This is a genomic window from Arthrobacter sp. 49Tsu3.1M3, assembly GCF_900168135.1.
Taxonomy (GTDB): Bacteria; Actinomycetota; Actinomycetes; order Actinomycetales; family Micrococcaceae; genus Arthrobacter.
This window is the reverse complement of record NZ_FUZD01000007.1, coordinates 149,282-167,109: the sequence shown is the minus strand read 5'-3', so window position 1 is coordinate 167,109 and position 17,828 is coordinate 149,282. Positions and strand designations below refer to the sequence as shown.

Here is a 17,828-nt window from a genome sequence, read left to right as displayed (position 1 = left end):
CGGCTCGGTTTCGAACTGCCGTGCTCACGCGGCCTGGACAGAGCATCGGCTAGGATCGAAGACTAACAAGGGAAGTTGCGGACCAGCGGTCAACCGGCTTACCGGAGGGCACACGGTCGCTCTCGGAGTGACCACGTCGGCAGGTCCCGGACAGTCTAGGAGGAGCCCGTGTCCCACCCGATCGATGTCGGATCAGTACTCGGTGGCCGCTACAAGGTCACTGCCACCGTACTGACCTCACATGACCAGGATCTGGTGCTGGACGGTGTGGACCAGGTGCTCAACCGCCCCGTGAGCATCCTCGTCGCAGGCCCGGGCAACGCCGACCAGGTGGCCCAGAGCGCCCGTGAAGTGGCTACGGGCGAACGTCCCGGCAACGTGCAGATCCTCGATCTTGGCGTCAGCGATGCCACCACGTATCTGATCACCAACCACACCTCGGCGGCGGATCTGCTGGATCTTGTGGTCTCTTCCAACCCGCCGTACGTCGAACCCTTCTTCACGGACACGCTGGGCAGCGAGATCTTTGGGCAGGCCCGCTCCCACGAACCCGAAACTTACGACGGGCTTTACGACGACGAGGAAGTCGACGCCGGGTACATCAACTATGGCCAGGCCCAGGGCGCAAACGGACAGCCGCCTGCCGCGCCGGCGGCGCCCGCCGCCGGCGTACCGTCGCGGCCCGCGTCGTCTCCTGCTGCCGCGGCAGGCGTCGGGGCCGCAGCCGGGGCTGCCGCGGCGGCCGCCAGGGCACCCAAAGCCCCCACCACCGCACCGCAGGAAACGGCGGCGCATTCAACGGCGCCGCAGCCCGTCCAGAACGGCGCTGCGCCCCGCCCGGCCGAACCGGCAGCCCAGCAGCCGGCAACCGCCGCGGCACCAAAAGTTTCCTTGTGGTCCGACGACGACTACACAGGTGACGATGAGCGCGGCGGAGAGCAGCACGGCGGCGCCGCCGCGGCTGCCGGAGTGGCTGCTGCCGGCTTCGACTCCGCGGACCGGGCCCCGGGCAATTTCCCCGCCTCCGCCCGTGCCGCCGTCGACCAGGATGAGGACGAGTACGAGTACGAAGACGAGGACGAGCCCAACCGGGAGCCGCGTTCCATGCGCTGGCTGGTGGGCGGGCTCCTGGCTGCCGTGCTGGTGGTGGGCCTGATCTTCGCAGTCACCAACCTTGGCAGCCTCTTCAAGAGCAGCCCGCAGACCAACGCCGCAACCTCCGCCTCCTCCAGCGCCCCGGAACCGTCCACCGCGCAGCCGTCGTCGACCGCCACCGAGGCGCCGGCGGCCGGACCGCCGGTCATCGAAGACGTGACGCGACTCGGCAACTTCGATTTCGCCGGAAATTACGACTCCGACCTCGTCAAGACTTTCGACGGGAACGGCGCGAGCTTCTGGTCCGACATGGAATTCGCGACGGACGACTGGGGCGGACTCGCCTCCGAAGTTCCGCTCGTGGTCAAGCTGAAGGACCCTTCCAAGGTCTCCTCCGTGACCCTGAGCCAGTTGGGGGCCTCCGGTGGCAACATCAGTGTCTTCACCAATGACAAGCCGACCCTGGACGGTGCAAAGCAGATTGGCAGCAACAGCTTTACGTCACCTGACCTGACCATGCCGCTGTCTGAACCCGTCACGGCACAGTACGTGATCGTGTCCATCAAGAAGCTTCCGAAGCTGGCCGCCCCCAAGACCCGCTACGGGTACGGCCTGCGCCTGGCCGAAATCAAAGTCCAGTAGCGGCCCTGCGCGGCCGCCGTTGCGCTGTGGGGCTGCGGCTGCGCTGTGGGGCTGCGGCTGCGCTGTGGGGCTGCGGCTGCGCTGTGGGGCTGCGGCTGCGCTGTGGGGCTGCGGTCGTGCGGCGGAGACCGTGCGCGCCGGCGGGCCGGTAATCCTGGGCCGTCTCCGGCCCCGGACCCGGCAAACCGGTACCCTGAGTAGTGGTGTTGCTCCGTGACGCCCATTTCGGCCGGAATATTCAATGCCCGGCAATAGTTGTGCCATGTGGCCGGCCATCGAGGCGGGCGCATCGACAAAGGAAGAGGTTCACCGTTCAGTGAGCAACGCAGAAAACACTGCCTCCGAAGTACGTGATGTCATCATCGTCGGCTCCGGCCCGGCGGGCTACACCGCAGCGGTGTACACGGCGCGCGCGAACCTGAAGCCGCTGCTCCTGGCAGGCTCGGTTACAGCCGGCGGCGAACTGATGAACACCACGGACGTGGAGAACTACCCGGGGTTCCCGGACGGCATCATGGGCCCGGACCTGATGGAGAACTTCGAGAAGCAGGCCGCCCGTTTCGGCACGGAGATCCAGTTTGAGGACGTCACCGCTTTGGACCTCGAGGGCGACATCAAGACCGTCACCATCGGCACGGGGGAAACCTTCAAGGCCCGTTCGATCATTCTTTCCACCGGCTCGGCCTACCGTGAACTCGGCTTGCCGAACGAGAAGAGGCTCTCGGGCCACGGTGTGAGCTGGTGTGCAACCTGCGACGGTTTCTTCTTCAAGGACCAGGACATTGCGGTCATCGGTGGCGGCGACTCGGCCATGGAAGAGGCCCTGTTCCTCACCAAGTTCGCCAAGTCCGTCACGGTGGTACACCGCCGCGATACCCTCCGTGCTTCAAAGATCATGGCTGACCGCGCCTTGGCCCACGAGAAGATCAACTTCGTGTGGAACACCGGTGTGGAAGACGTGTTGGGACAGGACAAAGTCACCGCATTGCGGTTGAAGAACCTGGTGGACGGCACGGAATCCGAACTGGCCGTGACCGGAGTGTTCGTAGCAATCGGCAACGATCCCCGCACCGATCTGGTCAAGGGCAAACTCGAGCTGACCGCAGAGGGAACCATCGCCGTGGACGGCCGCACCTCGAAAACCAGCGTCCAGGGCGTCTTCGCTGCCGGCGACGTGATTGATCCGACCTACCGCCAGGCCATCACCGCCTCCGGTTCCGGGTGCGTGGCGGCCCTCGACGTCGAGCACTACCTCGCAGATTTCCACGCCTAAACGGCGCGCAGCAACCAACGGAAGAGAGACAAAGGTTATGAGCAACGCAAAAGACGTAACGGACGCCAGCTTCAGCACTGATGTACTGGCCTCCGAGAAGCCCGTCATTGTCGATTTCTGGGCAGAATGGTGCGGCCCCTGCCGCAAGCTCGGTCCGATTCTTGACGAAATTTCGGTCGAGTACAGCGAGAAGGTCGATGTGGTCAAGGTAAATGTTGACGACAACCCGGCCATCGCCGCCGAGTACGGCATCACCTCCATCCCCGCCGTTTACCTGTTCCAGGGCGGCGAGGTCAAGAGCACGGTGATCGGCGCCCGGCCCAAGCAGTTCTTCGAGAAGGAATTTGCGGACGTCCTGTCCTAGGCTGACCTAAAGTGGCCCCCGCTTCTGGCGGGGGCCACTTTTTTGTTGTGCTCCACGACCCTCGGGCGGGGAGTAGGGCCTGCCGGATACCATGGAATTTTCCAGATTCCGCTATTGCAACCTGGGGCGGATGTCTTTGGGCGCAGTTTTCGCTGTAGCGGCTGACAGTTCCCTGGCCGCCGCCGTCGGCTCGCGGGGTGCGCCGCCCCTCGGCCGGCAATCTGCGATTCCTCCTGACATGCACGGATCGTGTCTGGCCATTGGATACGCGGCGCCGCCGTCTGGTTTCACGTGAAACATGATGGTTACGACACCCCACTCCACAGCACAGTGCACGGTCTTCACGTGCGCATCTAAAGTCTGTGGATTGCGAAAAAGGCCAATCTACCCGAGTTCGATTGCGTACATTGCTCGCCAACAAGATTGTTGGCCCAAATTCCACAGGATGGCTATATGCCAGGTCGCGCGCCGAAGAGTTTCACGTGAAACATCCAACTTCGCGGGGATAGGAAATTTCTGGCAGCTTTTTGGACTGAACCCCAATTTGAAGTGCCCTCCGTGCACTCCCGGGGCCCGCCGCGGGGGAGATGAAGACGGAAATGCCACTCACTGGGAATCTGACATTCGGCTGGGAAGATCTTCGGTCACGAAGGCGCTCGGGCGAATTGCCGTTAAGGTGCCGTACCCCCGCTGCAACCCGAGTTCAGGAAAGGCCAGCGTATGCCTGTCAGCGCTACGGGTTGCAAGAATTCCTGTAGGTCGCCGCGGATCTGGGCGCCGCGATGGGTCCACCCGACCCTGGGCGGATGGGCTGACCCTGGTCCGCGGCGAAATCGTCGACTAGTCGGCGAATGACCACGGCTGCTATTGACTGTCACTTAGACAAACTATTCAACGTGTTCCGGGACCGGCAATCCGGACCTGCCAGTAGCTGCCAGCCGTAGCCAGTGGCCGGCTGGTTCGGACACTATTTCACATGAAACAGCCCTGTTCGCACCTCAAGCCGAAGAACGTCACCGCTCACTTCCGCCGTTCCGATGTTTCACGTGAAACAGATGGGCTCATCACGAGATTGCCGACAACTCCCGCTCAACTCTGACTGCTGATGTTTCACGTGAAACAACCCCTGGATAGAATCCCCGGCTCGAGAAAGTCAGTTACGTGAGGGAGGGCTCTTAGTTAGAGCTGTGAGGCGACAGCCTAACGAGCTACATACCGTTGAGGGGAGCAGACGAGACCTAAAAATAGGCTCCCAAGCGTGCTGCCTGTTCGTCGGGCGCAGCTTAAGCCCTTGCTGAGCGGCCTGGGGAATCCAATTCATGCCCGTGAACCTCCATCGTTCCTGGCCCAACGTTCCTGCGCCATCGCCGATTGCGGCACCAGTCCCGGGTTGTCGACGGGATCTCAGGCAGATCGCCGCATCCGACCCCGTCGCAGCATCTCCAGACTTGCTGGTTTCACGTGAAACATGTCAGTGGACCCGGAACAGTCTGCGGTGAGGCAGAACCACACCCAGCTCCATAGCCCCGATGGGGGAGCTGTCACCAGCCCATTACAACCTCTGCGACCAACCCGGTGCGTGGACATGCGACCCAGGTGCCCCTGAAGCGGCGTGCAGTGCTCCCCGGAAACGGTGCGGGCACATGCGGATCAGCTCAGTCATCCGCAGTCTGGGGCAGAATCCCCATGCGTGTTCTTAGTTGCCCTGAGTCTGGGGCGGAGTGCCCACGGATGTTTCCAGCCTCCGGCTACAGCCATGAGCCCATGTTGTCTGATTTGATGCACACACGATGATCGATGTCGCTTCGATGCCGCAATTGAACGAACATGCCCCGCCGCTGTCACGTCCATCGCGGGCCCCGCTCCCTGTGCGGCGTAGGAGCCACGGACGAGACCTGCATTCCATAGTGCAACAGAACCGACACAGGGCGCTGAGACGACTCCACCGGTTAGGCCCGCCACGTTGTCCGATCCGTGGCGCGCCCCGAGAACTGGTCCGTCTGCGCCTCAGGTCCGCGTCCTACGTGCCAGCCCGTGCCGCGGCTCCGCTTCTACAGGGTTCCCGTTCGGGGCCCCTCCGGCGGCGGTCAAGGTCACTCTTGCAGTGCCTGTTCACGGTTCGTGGGCTGATCGGTTCATCAAACACGATCGCCGTTCAGCTCGCGGCTTGATCCTGCCCTCCCTGATCGATGCCCGCCATTTTCCGCCCCGGCCCGGTTCGGTCCCAGGCCCTCCAAGCTGCATTCCACTTGCCCCAAACCCCTGTGCTTTCAGAAGCCGGTCGCTCCACTTCTGCTCCAGCGGGGGACAGGATTGAGCCTGCTCCTGTGTCCCCGAGTAGGGCCCATTCGATATGCGCGGGACAAAGAGATCGCACGCTTGTTCCCACGAAGATTGGTGTCTGTACCCTGACCGTCGCGGCTCAGCGGGTTCAACTCCACGGCGGCTACACGAAGGACACCCAGGTCCAGCCGTGAACCTGCCCCTGCCCCGGCAGGCGTCGAAACCGCCGCTGCCCGCTATGGATATCCTGCGAGCCCTCGGCGTCTGCCCGCAAATCGTCACCCACTGAGTGACCACGTGCCGGCCTTCCGACTGTCAATCCACGCGTCGCCACCTCCGTCATCCTGGGCGTCAGGCGGAGGTCAGCGGCTGCCGACACCCAAGCTCTTCCGGCCCGTGAAGCGGCTACTAAATGCGGAGCTGACGTGATATCCACCAGTTTCTCCACAGAAGTTATTCACACGGTTATCCACAGGCCCTGAGAGATTATTCACATGCCTGTCCTAGTGAGCGGCCGAGCGCTGTCGCCCCACCGGCCCTGGCCGTTTGACCAGCCAGCCACGGTGGCTGGGATCTGCCAAGAACCTTCACTCAGGGCTCTGGACCCCAACCAGGACTGTGAGCGCAAATCCACGAAAAATTAACCGTAGAACGGCGATTTAGTACGTCTTCGCCAATGAAGCGAGCACCGTCGCCACGCACCATGGTCATGTTTCACGTGAAACGGGCAGCCCGCCCTGAAAGGAGGTTCGGGGCAGTTGTCACGGCACCCGATGGCGCGCGAATCCGGCGACACGAGCGGGCTGCAACCAGCCATTAATCCACAAAGTTATCCACAGCAATATCCACCGCTCTATCCACCGCGCCATCCACCGGCCGCTGGGTAAGATTCGAGCCAGGAACAACCCCGTGAACCTCCTCTGGATGCACCCTTGACCTGCGGTGAAGTCCCCTCCGGACGTGTCATCCCACGGCGGCCGGAAGCTGCAAATCCACCTGGGTCGAACCAACGTACGTCGAACGCCGGGACCGCCGACGTGCCATTGCATGGATCGCCGCGCGGGCCGAAGCCAGCTGTTGCACAGCACAAGGCGGAGACTTCACGCAGACGGGGGGAGCGGAACCGATGTCCCAAGGAACGCTCCCATCCCACCTCCATGGGATCGCCTTGCCATGCCAAGATGCGACGGCGGCACCCGCGGGCTCGATGAACTTTTCCCGGCAGCTCACCCTTCTGAGATCGGAGATCCTGACGGGCCTCACGCCCCGCTGAGTCTGCCTGGTCGGTCATCTTCCACGCCACGGACCCACCGTGTCCCCTGGCCGATTCAGACACGAAGAGCCTCGTCGACGGTGTGCATTCCCTGCGTTGTTTGCTTGCGACAGCACTGGACCTGTACCGACCAAAACACAGCCGGTCGACCTGGGGATTCGGATGAGGGAAGGGCCGGTCTGCCTAAGCGGTCGGGCTGGTCGAGCCAGCACAGTTGATACGACCAAGCACGCGTCCTGAATCCACGCAGACTGAGCCGTATGAACACCGTCCTTCTTTGCGGATTGAATCCCTCCGGCTGCTGCACTGACTTTCGGACCGTGTACGGTTAGCGGATTGAATCCTGCAGGCGACCGCGCCCTGGCGCCCGAGGGCGACAAACCTGGCCGCCCGCACCACCGGGCTCCGGGGGAGCGGACCCGCCCCCTATCCGTGTCTTGAACATGCAGCAGCTCGGGTGCTTCCCTGTGGTGGCCGCCGAAAGGAAACACATAACAGCCGAAGATCCCAGCCAGGCTGAGTCCGCAGCAGGCGTGGTCAACTTCTGGGATTAGTCGGCACGACCCCGGCCCTGCTTCACATGGACTCCACCTCCCTTCTCGCGGGTGCGTCGAGGCCGAAGCTCTTGCCGGAAGGCCCCGTTCCAACCGCCCTGCAGCCAGGATCCGCCGGTGTGCAGCAGTCCATACGCTGCACTCACATCCAGCAGCTACCGGCAAGCGGGCAAGTGCGTCAGCAGCATCAAAGTAGATGCGGGAGCTGTGCGGTGCCCGGTGTGCGATTCCGGATGACTGGTGCCGCGCGCGGCGTGCCGGGAAAGCCTCATAGAGGGCCACCCCGGCTATGGGATGAGCGTCGGGATCGCCGGCGGAAGCTGAGACCTGGCAGGAACAGCACGACCGACAGGGCACAGGAAGATCAGGCGCGGCTGGCACGCTGGCACGCTGGCAGGGCGCAACCAACAGCTGAATGCGGCGTCGGGATTGCAACCGTATGTTGCCGGTCTGGGACCCGCGGCAACCTGGTCGGGGAGTATGAGCGTAAGGATCAGAGTTCCTCTTGCCCGGGTCCCGACAAGCGGACCGGCACAATCAGGTACTGATTGGGGAATGGGGTCCGTGGGTGCCAGCCAGCGAAAAGGGGATGAGTGGCAAGTTGGCGGGGGAGTCGAAGGGACTGCAGCCATCCGCAAAATGAGGCAACTCGGGCCGGCTTTCGCGGTCCGACTCCCTCAAGAGGCCTTCTCCCGCGCGATCGAGACGACATGCTTCCTGTGGCACCGACGCCAGATCACCCTCCGTAGCAACGCCCGCATCCGTTCCCGCGCCAAGGTCGGCGTCCATGTCTCCACATTCGCCCTTGTCCCCATCTTCGTCGACGCCCGCATCGAGACCTCGGTCCAAGGATCGTTTCGAGGCGCGTCTCAAGCGGCGCCCACTTCTACCGTGACTACCTGACCGGGCCCACACATCCATCGCCCGAACCTGACGAAGCAGGTAGCCGGCCACCCTGCCGGCCAGTGCACGAGCTCAGGGTTCAACCCACTTCAATTTTCGTCCACGGAAGGTGCCTCCACGCCCCGTGATCGTAAGCAGAGAGAGTGCCACGGGCCTCTGCCAGGTGCGGACAGTGCCGCATCAGGGCATCTCGAGGCGTGCAAGGGCGCAGAAGCCCTCCAGCCTGCGTCGACTTCCTTCAGTCAACCACGCGGCCACACAACGCATCCGCGGCGCAATATGGCGCTCTCAGAGGCTCCAGGTACGTGACCCCGCAGGGACTGGCAACCGGTATAACAGTCGCTCCGAGGTTCGTCCGTAGCTGCGGCGAGCTTGCGCCGCCTCCACGCAGCTGCCGCGCCGTAGTGAGCCGCTTCTCCGAGTGAAGGCTGAAACCTCTTGATGCAGACGGTGGACCCTTGGTCAAACGACTGCATTCGGACGGCATCCCAGTCCACTGGCATTGCGGTGACCACGGACGGCGCCATCCCAGAGCCGGATTGCCACGTCGCAGGCGGACTCGCGTCGACGGGGGACGTAGTCCCGCTGCCGGATTGACGACTGCGCATCGATCTCCATCCGGTGACCGGAATCCTCTGCCCTTTTGTCCCCTCGCCTGGACGCCCAGCCTGCATGGCGTTCGATGGAGCAAGGCAAGGATTTGCCGCCCGGTTTCACGTGAAACATTGATGGACCCCTCCGTACCAACTGTTCATTGACCTCTGGAAGGTGGCAAAGATGGCTGTTGCTGACTAGCGCGGTCGCGGCGGCACCGGCGGAGACGGCGCCTGTCCGCATGAATGCAGAACTTTACAAGTGCCGTTTCGCTCCCTGAACCCCCTTCTCTGCAACAGAAGTATCCACCCACGGAACAACAGCGTGGACCGTAAGGCCACCTGCGGCGCAACGAATTCAACAAACTGGAAGCTCGGTCCCGGTCAGGGGTATCCGCCTGGATAGCACCCGCGCGTCACGCCGTAGGTTTCACCCGGTCTCGCCGAAGCAGAGCCAGCGATGCTGACAGGTTCCACAGAATAGCCACGGCGCAGTATCGGTCCCACTCCTGCAGCCGCAACGCGCAAAGGCCCGGGTCAGGAAGTCGGGAGAGTCACCGGTCACTCGTCGGCGGCACCGGTGTCGCAACTTGGAAATCCGGCAGTGGCGGGCACGGCAGCGTCGGACTCGGCACCACCGAATCCGCCGACACCGGCAGCATCGGCAGAGACAAAAAGGGAGGGTCTGTTTCACGTGAAACAGACCCTCCCGGACAATTCAGCGAGTCGCGACCTAGCTGGGCGCCCCCGGCGTGAGGACGTCCATGATGCGGTTCAGGTCCTCGACGCTGGCGAACTCAATGCTGACACGCCCCTTGCGGGCACCAAGCGAAATCTTGACATTAGTATCAAGGCGGTCAGACAGCGACGAGGCCAGGTAGTCCAATCGCTCGTGGCGGGCTCCCGGCCGCGGGATATTGTTCTTAGCCGGCGAGGCGGGGCTCTGATACAGGGTCACGGCTTCTTCGGTCGCCCGGACCGACATGCCCTCTGCAACGATCTTCTGCGCCAGTCGTTCCATGGCCGCGGCGTCAGGAAGTGCCAGGAGTGCGCGGGCATGCCCTGCAGAGATGACATTTGCCGCGACACGGCGCTGAACCAGCGGGGGCAGCTTCAGCAGGCGCAGGGTGTTGGAAACCTGGGGCCGCGAACGCCCGATCCGATCCGCCAGCTGCTCGTGCGTGGTGCCGAAGTCCTCGAGCAGCTGCTGGTAGGCCGCCGCCTCTTCAAGAGGATTCAGCTGGCTGCGATGCAGGTTCTCCAGCAGCGCGTCGCGAAGGAGGTCATCATCGGTGGTGTCACGGACAATCGCCGGGATAGTTTCCAGGCCCGCGGCCTGTACTGCACGCCATCGTCGCTCGCCCATGACGAGCTCGTAGGGTTCGCCACCCTCTTCGGTTGAGGTACGGACCACAATTGGCTGGAGGACGCCAATTTCCCGCACGGAGTGCACCAGCTCCGCCATGTCGTCCTCATCGAAGACCGAGCGGGGCTGCTTGCGGTTGGGATGGATGTCCGTGACCGGAATTTCGGCAAACCTGACACCGGGCACCTCGACGAGGTCAACAGTTGACTCGTTGCTGTCCTCCGGCGAGGAGTCGAACGTCAGCTGCTCGCCGGCGTCAGACGCGGCCGCCTTGGCAGCTGCGGGCGCCGACTTGGAGCCAGTCGACTTGGAGGCAGCCGACTTGCGGGCGGGCGTTTTCTTGGTCATTGCGGCGGCAGCCGCGTCGGCCTTATCGGCAGCAACGTCGGCTCCAACAGCAGCGGCGCCGGCTTCCGTGGTGTCAACGGAATCATCGGCCTTGACAGGCGTGGACTCCGGCTCCTTGGCCCGCGGGGCGTTGGCGTCCCGGAGTGTCTCGGCGTCGGAGGTCTTTTTTCGGGCTTCAGGGAAGAAAAGGTCCACGGGCCGGGATGGGGCAGCACCGTTTCCGGAGGCGTTAGCCGCGGCGGAACTTGGAATGAGTGCGCCAAGTCCACGGCCGAGGCCGCGTCGCTTATCGCTCATGGATAAATCCCTCCAGTGGAAGAGCCGGGATTCACCTGGCTCTGGTTAGTGCAATTCTTGAAAGATTCTAACGTTCCGCGATTTCCGCGGCGGCTTCCAGGTAGGACAGGGCACCGCTGGAAGAAGGATCATACGTCATGACAGTTTGCTGGTAGCTCGGTGCCTCGGAGATACGGACCGACCTCGGCACCACAGCGCCGAGCACCTGCTTCGGGAAGTGCTCCCGGACCTCGGCTGCCACCTGGGCGGCGAGGTTGGTGCGGCCGTCATACATGGTCAGCAAAATCGTGGAAACAACCAGATCAGCGTTCAGGTGCTTCTGGATCATCTCGATGTTCTTCAGGAGCTGGCTGAGGCCTTCGAGAGCGTAGTACTCGCACTGGATCGGGATGAGGACTTCGCCGGCCGCACAGAATGCATTGACCGTCAGGAGCCCGAGGCTCGGCGGGCAGTCGATGAAGATGTAGTCCAGCCGCTCCTCGCCATTCTTGGCCCGCTCCTTGGAGTACACATCGATTGCGCGGCGCAGCCGCTGCTCGCGGGCCACCAGGCTCACGAGTTCGATTTCGGCACCGGCAAGGTGGATGGTGGCGGGCGCACAGATCAGGTTGTCGATGTCGGGGCACGGGGCCACGACGTCCTTGAGCGGGACGTCATTGATCAGCACATCGTAGATGCTGTCGACATCGGCGTGGTGCTCGATTCCCAGGGCGGTCGAGGCGTTGCCCTGCGGATCGATGTCGATCACGAGCACGTTCAGGCCGGCTGCCGCCAGCGCGGCCGCGATGTTCACGGTCGTCGTGGTCTTCCCGACGCCGCCCTTCTGGTTGGAAACGGTGAAGATCCGGGTTTTCTCCGGTTTGGGGAGCTGCCGGCCGAGCAACCGCTCGCGGCGCTTGTTTTCGTGCGCGAGTTCGCGGGCGATGGGACTGGAATCATCGATGGAATCCAGTACGTTCCCTGTGTGCGGAAGGGATGTTTCACGTGAAACACCGGCCATCCCGGTCGTCTTCGCAACCGAAGCCGTGTGATTTCCGGAGTAGTCAAAAGCTGCTGCAGGAGCCGTAAACGCCCGTGCGGACCCCAGGGACACAAACGGCGGGATCCGTTGTGTGGAGGCTTCGCTACTGCTCACTATGACACGCTCACTCTCATTCGGCTCTTACTGCCGGTTACTAGCCTAACCTCTTCCCCTCAGACTCCCCGGGCACCGGGGCCGGTGCTAGGTAATCTTTTGAGGCTTGTTCACTACGATTCGCACAACGGTGGTGGGTTCCTCAAGCAGGTCTTCACCCACCACCACCACGGACGTCTGAATGCCGCCGAGTTTGCGGATAACCTTGGCGGCCTTTTCGATTTCCTGGCCGGCGCTGCGTCCCTTGATGGCGACGACTTCGCCCTTGCCGGCCAGGAGCGGAATGGTCAGCCCGGCGAGATTGGACAGCGCGGATACTGCGCGGGCAGTCACGACGTCGGCGTTCACGAGTCCCACAGCGAGTTCCGCGCGGGTGCGCATGATCGTGACGTTCTCGAGGCCAAGATCATCCACCACCTCCTGGAGCCAGATGACACGGCGCTCCAGGGGTTCGATCAGCGTCAGTTCCAGATCCGGCCGCGCAATGGCCAGGCAAAGGCCGGGCAGGCCGGCGCCGCTGCCGACGTCGGCGACATGGCTTCCGTGGGCAATCTGGCTCTCGATGACGGCGCAGTTAAGAACGTGCCGGCTCCAAAGCCGCGGTACTTCGCGGGGCCCGATCAGGCCCCGTTCGGTCCCGGACGTCGCCAGGTGCTCGACGTAGCGTTTCGCCAGTTCCAGGCGGTCGCCGAAGATGGACTCTGCTGCCTTGAGTTCCGGGGCGGTAATTTCAACCATCAAGCTAGTCAACGGTTCAGTCTGCGGAGACAACGATGTGCCGGTCGGCGCCTTCGCCTTCGGACTCGCTCACGAGTCCCAAATCAGCGACGGCGTCGTGCACGATCTTGCGCTCGTAGGCGCTCATCGGAGCCAGGGCAACTGCCTCACCGGAGTCCTTCACAGCGGCGACGGCGTCTTCAGCGATCTTCTGCAGGTCGCCGGCACGCTCGGCACGGTAGCCGTTGATATCCAGCACCAGGCGGGAGCGGTTCTCCGTCGCGGAGAGGACCGCGAGCCGCGTGAGCTCCTGGAGGGCCTCAAGGACTTCGCCGTCACGGCCGACCAGGCTGTCCAGCCCGGCGGCTTCTTCTTCGGCGACGATCGAGATGTACGTGCGGCCGTTGCGGACCTCGATGTCGATGTCGCCATCAATGTCCGCGATATCCAGCAGTTCCTCGAGGTAGTCCGCTGCGACGTCGCCTTCTTCTTCGAGGCGGCTGGCGGAAACACCCTTGCCGGTGCCGGCCTCCGCACCCTGTGACGAGTCGTCGGCCGCGCTCTGGGCGTCGTCCCGGTCCTCGTCAAACTCGGCGGAAATAGCGTGTTCGGTGCTCTCGGCGGACATTACTTCCTCTTCCTGTTCTTACGTTGCGGCTGGACGCGCTGGGTCTTGGCTTCGACGGCGGCCGCGGCGGAGGCTTCGGCTGCCTCGGCGTCGACCTTCTTGCCGCCCAGAAGGGGCAGGGCGGGCAGGCCCTTGGCTGCCCGGCGCTCGGCGAGAGCCTTGGCCGCCGGCGATCCCGGCGTAGGCATCCGGCGGATCACGAAGAACTGCTGTCCCATGGTCCAAAGGTTGGTGGTGGTCCAGTAGATCAGGACGCCGATGGGGAAGTTAATACCGCCCACACCGAAGACGACCGGCAGGATGTAGAGCATCATTTTCTGCTGGCGCATGAACGGGCTGGCCAGGGCCTCTTCGGACATGTTCTTGGCCATGATCTGCTTCTGCGTGATGAACTGCGAGGCCGTCATGGCCAGGATCATCACGATGGAGAGGATCCACACCGACATCTGGTTCCCGCCGCCGCCGTGGAGCAGGGAGGCGGAGAGCGGGGCACCGAAGATGGTGGATTCATCGAACTGCTTGACCTGTTCGGCGCTCATCGCACCGATGCCCTGGCCGCTGGATTTGGCCGAGCTGATGCCGGAGAGCACCTGGAAGAGCGCAAAGAAGAAGGGCATCTGGATCAGCATTGGCAGGCAGGCGGAGAACGGGTTGGTGCCGTGCTTCTTGTACAGCGCCATCTGCTCCTGCGCCATGGCCTGGCGGGAGAGCTGGTCCGTCTTGCCCTTGTACTTGTCCTGCATTTTCTTCAGATCCGGCTGCAGCAGCTGCATCCCGCGCTGGGCCTTGATCTGCTTGACGAAGACGGGAATCAGTGCGGCGCGGATGACCAGCACCAGCCCGATGATGGACAGGGTCCAGGTCCAGCCGCTGGCCGGCGACATGCCGATGGCGCTGAGTCCGTCATGGAAGCCGACCATGATGGCTGAGACCAGCCATTTGAACGGGGCCAAGATTGTTCCAAAGATGTCCATACGATTCCCTATTCGTCAGGCCGCAGTGCGGCCTTCTCCATCAGGCTGAGCAGCCAGGTATATGTCCGGATTGTTCAGCACAACAATTGTGGGGGTGCGGCCCGCGGGCCATTCCCGATGCCCGGCGGGGACATGGTCCACACCGCCGGCATTCCATGGATGGCAGCGCAACAGGCGCCTCGCAGCGAGCCAGCTTCCTTTCACCGCGCCGTGGACGGTGATCGCCTCAAGGGCATAGGCCGAGCAGCTGGGGAAAAAACGGCAAACCTGGCCGTACAGCGGTGAGATCACCTTGCGGTACGCCAGGAGCAACAGGATGAGGATATCGCGGGGCAAGTTCCAGACTGCCCGGCCCAACCATGCTGCTGCGGATTTTGCAGGAGGGACGACGGCGGCAGTTGAGTTACGCACGCGGGGTCCCTTCCTGTGTCGTCTCGTTAGAACCTGGTGAAGCAGCCTGCGAAAGGCGGTTGCCCAGCCTTTTCATGGTCGTCTCCAAAGCGGCGTCATAGTCGGCGAGCAGCTGGTCCCAGCTGGCTCCCGCTGCGGCGGGCAGGGCCCGGACCACAATGGCGAACCCGCTGCCGTATTTCTGCAACGACAATGCACCGGCTTCTCTCAGTCTCCTCTTAACGAGGTTCCTGACAACAGCGTTCCCGACACTCTTGGAAACGATGAATCCGATCCGGCTTGGTTCATCGGCAGCGAGAGCTGCCGCATATAACACTACGTTCCGGCGTCCATTGCGGACACCGGAACGTACAGTTGTTGAAAAATCGGTTGATGTCCGCAGACGGTTCCTGGTGGCTAGCACCGTTCAACTCGCACAGGGATGGACCGACGAGTCAGTTATTTAGGCCGACAGTTCGGTGCGGCCCTTGCCACGACGGGCTGCCAGGATGGCACGGCCGGCACGGGTACGCATACGAAGGCGGAAGCCGTGCTTCTTGGCTCGACGGCGGTTATTCGGCTGAAAAGTCCGCTTGCTCACGTTAGTTACTCCAGTGGATCAAAGGTGCGCCCACCCGATCAAGGGGAAGAACTGGCCGACGCTAAGTTTTGGTATGTGCCGCTTCCCTCGTATCTCACACGACGCGGGGCGTCAGGAAAGATGCAGATGAGGCGAAAAGCGTACACATGGGACTTCACAACGTTAGGGCTTGCCAACCTCCTGAGTCAAACCGGGGACCGCTCCGCAAGCTATCCCCAGCTGTGGCTAACTGCTCCCGCAGCCTGTGGATGAAGTGCGTCACGCGCCCCATTTCAGAACCACAACGGTGTAATTATCCACAGGACTGAACCCAGCTATCTTCTGGCGTTTTCATCCCCTACAGTGTCTCAGTAACCCCTTATCCACGGACTGTGCATAACCCTGTGGATTGAGCCGGCCGGTGGACAGCTCCGGACCGCGTGGATGCACGTAATGCAGGCCAGCAAGTTTGAGGAACTGATTGATGACAGTAGACGAAGCCAACCAAGCCAACACTGTCGGAAGTTCCTGGCGGCGGGTAGTGAGCCTCCTGGAGAACGACCACCGTGTCTCTCCCCGGCAGCGCGGCTTCGTCATCCTCGCCCAGGCGCAGGGGCTCATCGGTTCCACCCTGCTGGTTGCAGTTCCGAATGAGCTCACCCGCGAAGTGCTGCAGACCCAGGTCAAGGAAGCCCTCGACGACGCGCTCCGCAGCGTGTTCTCCGACGAAATCCGCTGCGCGATCGACGTCGACACGGATCTGGTGCCGCTGCACACAGAACCCGAACCCGCCGTCGAACTTTCCCTGGCCGCCGACCCGACCGTGGAGTTGAAGCCGCAGCCGATGCTGCCGAGCACCTCGCACGAATTCGGCCGGCTGAATCCGAAGTACGTCTTCGACACCTTCGTGATCGGTTCCTCCAACCGGTTCGCCCACGCAGCCGCCGTGGCTGTAGCCGAAGCGCCGGCGAAGGCCTACAACCCGCTGTTCATCTACGGCGACTCCGGACTCGGCAAGACCCACCTGCTGCACGCGATCGGCCACTATGCGCGCCGGCTCTACAGCGGGATCCGGGTCCGCTACGTCAATTCCGAGGAATTCACCAACGACTTCATCAACTCCATCCGCGACGATGAAGGCACCAGCTTCAAGACCACGTACCGCAACGTGGATGTGCTGCTGATCGACGACATCCAGTTCCTGGCCGGCAAGGACCGGACGCTGGAGGAGTTCTTCCACACGTTCAATGCCCTGCACAACAACAACAAGCAGGTGGTCATCACCTCGGACCAGCCGCCGAAACTGCTCGCCGGCTTTGAGGACCGGATGAAGTCGCGCTTCGAATGGGGCCTGCTGACCGACATCCAGCCGCCCGAACTGGAGACCCGCATCGCGATTCTCCGGAAGAAGGCCCTCAGCGAGGGCCTTTCCGCGCCGGACGATGCGCTCGAATACATCGCCTCCAAGATCTCCAGCAACATCCGCGAACTTGAGGGAGCCCTCATCCGCGTCACGGCGTTCGCCAGCCTGAACCGGCAGCCGGTGGATGTGGCCCTGGCCGAGATGGTGCTCAAGGACCTGATCACCGACGACGGTGCCCAGGAAATCACCTCCGCGCAGATCCTCACCCAGACCGCCGACTACTTCAAGCTCAGCATGGAAGAACTCTGCAGCAAGTCGCGCACCCGCACGCTGGTGACCGCCCGGCAGATCGCGATGTACCTGTGCCGGGAGCTGACGGACATGTCCCTGCCCAAGATCGGACAGGAGCTGGGCGGCCGCGACCACACCACCGTGATCCACGCTGACCGCAAGATCCGCGAACTCATGGCCGAGCGCCGGGTCATCTACAACCAGGTGACCGAGCTGACCAACCGGATCAAGCAGCAGCAGCGTAATTCCTGAGCCATCGGCCGGCGCCCTCTTACCTTATTAACAGGGCCCTGTGGACAACCCTGTGGATAGTTAAGGGGACAACCGCGGTTAATGGGCTTAAAACCCTTAAGGCGCCTGTGGATTGGCCAGCCGGCCAAAAATCTTGTCCCCATCCACACCCTGTTTAAAACCTGCTCCGCCCACAGTCCATGAACAGGGCTTAACCGCGGAATCGCACGGCAGGATCGAGTTATCCACAGTTTCCACAGCAGTTATTAACACTACTAATCCCAAGAAAATGAAATTCCCTCAAACAACAATCTCCTTCCCACCTCCGAGCAGCGCCCAGGCCCGTTCCGGACCGGCGCAGGAGACCGGCCCTGCGAACAACACTGATGTAACCCGGGGATGGGAGAAACGCTCACCTTGGGGCTAAGCTGTCTGCAGTGCGTCCGTCCCGGACATCTTTTGTGGTTCCTACCGGGCCATGGGGCCCGGGTGGGCGGACGATTCCCTTGTTGACGGAATTCGGCGTCC

12 protein-coding genes are annotated in these 17,828 nt (G+C 62.8%); 4 read left to right on the top strand and 8 right to left on the bottom strand.

Going from position 1 to position 17,828, the window contains the following annotated elements:
- Positions 1–168: 168 nt before the first annotated feature.
- The 3 genes from B5X90_RS10715 (at position 169) to trxA (ending at position 3,374) form a co-directional block, all read left to right on the top strand.
- Entirely contained in the window at positions 169–1,737 is a 1,569-nt protein-coding gene (locus tag B5X90_RS10715; protein ID WP_079552778.1) for an ABC transporter substrate-binding protein, read from the top strand.
- 316 nt (positions 1,738–2,053) lie between these two features.
- Positions 2,054–3,010 carry a thioredoxin-disulfide reductase gene (trxB, locus tag B5X90_RS10710; RefSeq protein ID WP_079552837.1) on the top strand — a complete coding sequence of 319 codons (957 nt, stop codon included), beginning with the start codon at positions 2,054–2,056 and terminating at the stop codon, positions 3,008–3,010.
- 37 nt (positions 3,011–3,047) lie between these two features.
- Entirely contained in the window at positions 3,048–3,374 is a 327-nt protein-coding gene (gene trxA / locus B5X90_RS10705) for a thioredoxin (RefSeq protein ID WP_018775302.1), read from the top strand.
- A 6,339-nt stretch (positions 3,375–9,713) separates the two neighbouring features.
- On the opposite strand, the gene B5X90_RS10695 is transcribed toward trxA, so the two are convergent.
- From B5X90_RS10695 to rpmH, 8 genes are all read right to left on the bottom strand, one after another.
- Positions 9,714–10,991: a ParB/RepB/Spo0J family partition protein gene (locus tag B5X90_RS10695; protein ID WP_079552773.1), complete on the bottom strand. Its 1,278-nt coding sequence runs from the start codon at positions 10,989–10,991 to the stop codon at positions 9,714–9,716.
- A gap of 67 nt (positions 10,992–11,058) precedes the next feature.
- Positions 11,059–12,126, bottom strand: a complete 1,068-nt coding sequence (locus B5X90_RS10690) for a ParA family protein (protein WP_306292826.1) — start codon at positions 12,124–12,126, stop codon at positions 11,059–11,061.
- A gap of 87 nt (positions 12,127–12,213) precedes the next feature.
- Entirely contained in the window at positions 12,214–12,864 is a 651-nt protein-coding gene (rsmG, locus tag B5X90_RS10685) for a 16S rRNA (guanine(527)-N(7))-methyltransferase RsmG (protein ID WP_079552771.1), read from the bottom strand.
- A gap of 16 nt (positions 12,865–12,880) precedes the next feature.
- Positions 12,881–13,471 (bottom strand): Jag family protein, encoded by a 591-nt coding sequence (locus tag B5X90_RS10680; protein WP_079552769.1) that lies wholly within the window; start codon positions 13,469–13,471, stop codon positions 12,881–12,883.
- Positions 13,471–14,445, bottom strand: a complete 975-nt coding sequence (gene yidC / locus B5X90_RS10675) for a membrane protein insertase YidC (protein WP_079552767.1) — start codon at positions 14,443–14,445, stop codon at positions 13,471–13,473. Before yidC ends, B5X90_RS10680 begins: the two co-directional genes overlap by 1 nt.
- A 15-nt stretch (positions 14,446–14,460) precedes the next feature.
- Positions 14,461–14,856 (bottom strand): membrane protein insertion efficiency factor YidD, encoded by a 396-nt coding sequence (gene yidD / locus B5X90_RS10670; protein ID WP_179129109.1) that lies wholly within the window; start codon positions 14,854–14,856, stop codon positions 14,461–14,463.
- A complete protein-coding gene (gene rnpA, locus B5X90_RS10665; protein WP_079552763.1) occupies positions 14,849–15,259 on the bottom strand; it encodes a ribonuclease P protein component in 411 nt (136 codons plus the stop codon). Before rnpA ends, yidD begins: the two co-directional genes overlap by 8 nt.
- A 39-nt stretch (positions 15,260–15,298) precedes the next feature.
- Entirely contained in the window at positions 15,299–15,436 is a 138-nt protein-coding gene (rpmH, locus tag B5X90_RS10660) for a 50S ribosomal protein L34 (RefSeq protein ID WP_003800212.1), read from the bottom strand.
- 463 nt (positions 15,437–15,899) lie between these two features.
- On the opposite strand from rpmH, the gene dnaA reads away from it, so the two are divergent.
- Complete coding sequence (dnaA, locus tag B5X90_RS10655; RefSeq protein ID WP_018775671.1) at positions 15,900–17,321, top strand: chromosomal replication initiator protein DnaA; 1,422 nt, start codon at positions 15,900–15,902, stop codon at positions 17,319–17,321.
- The last annotated feature ends 507 nt before the right edge of the window (positions 17,322–17,828 follow it).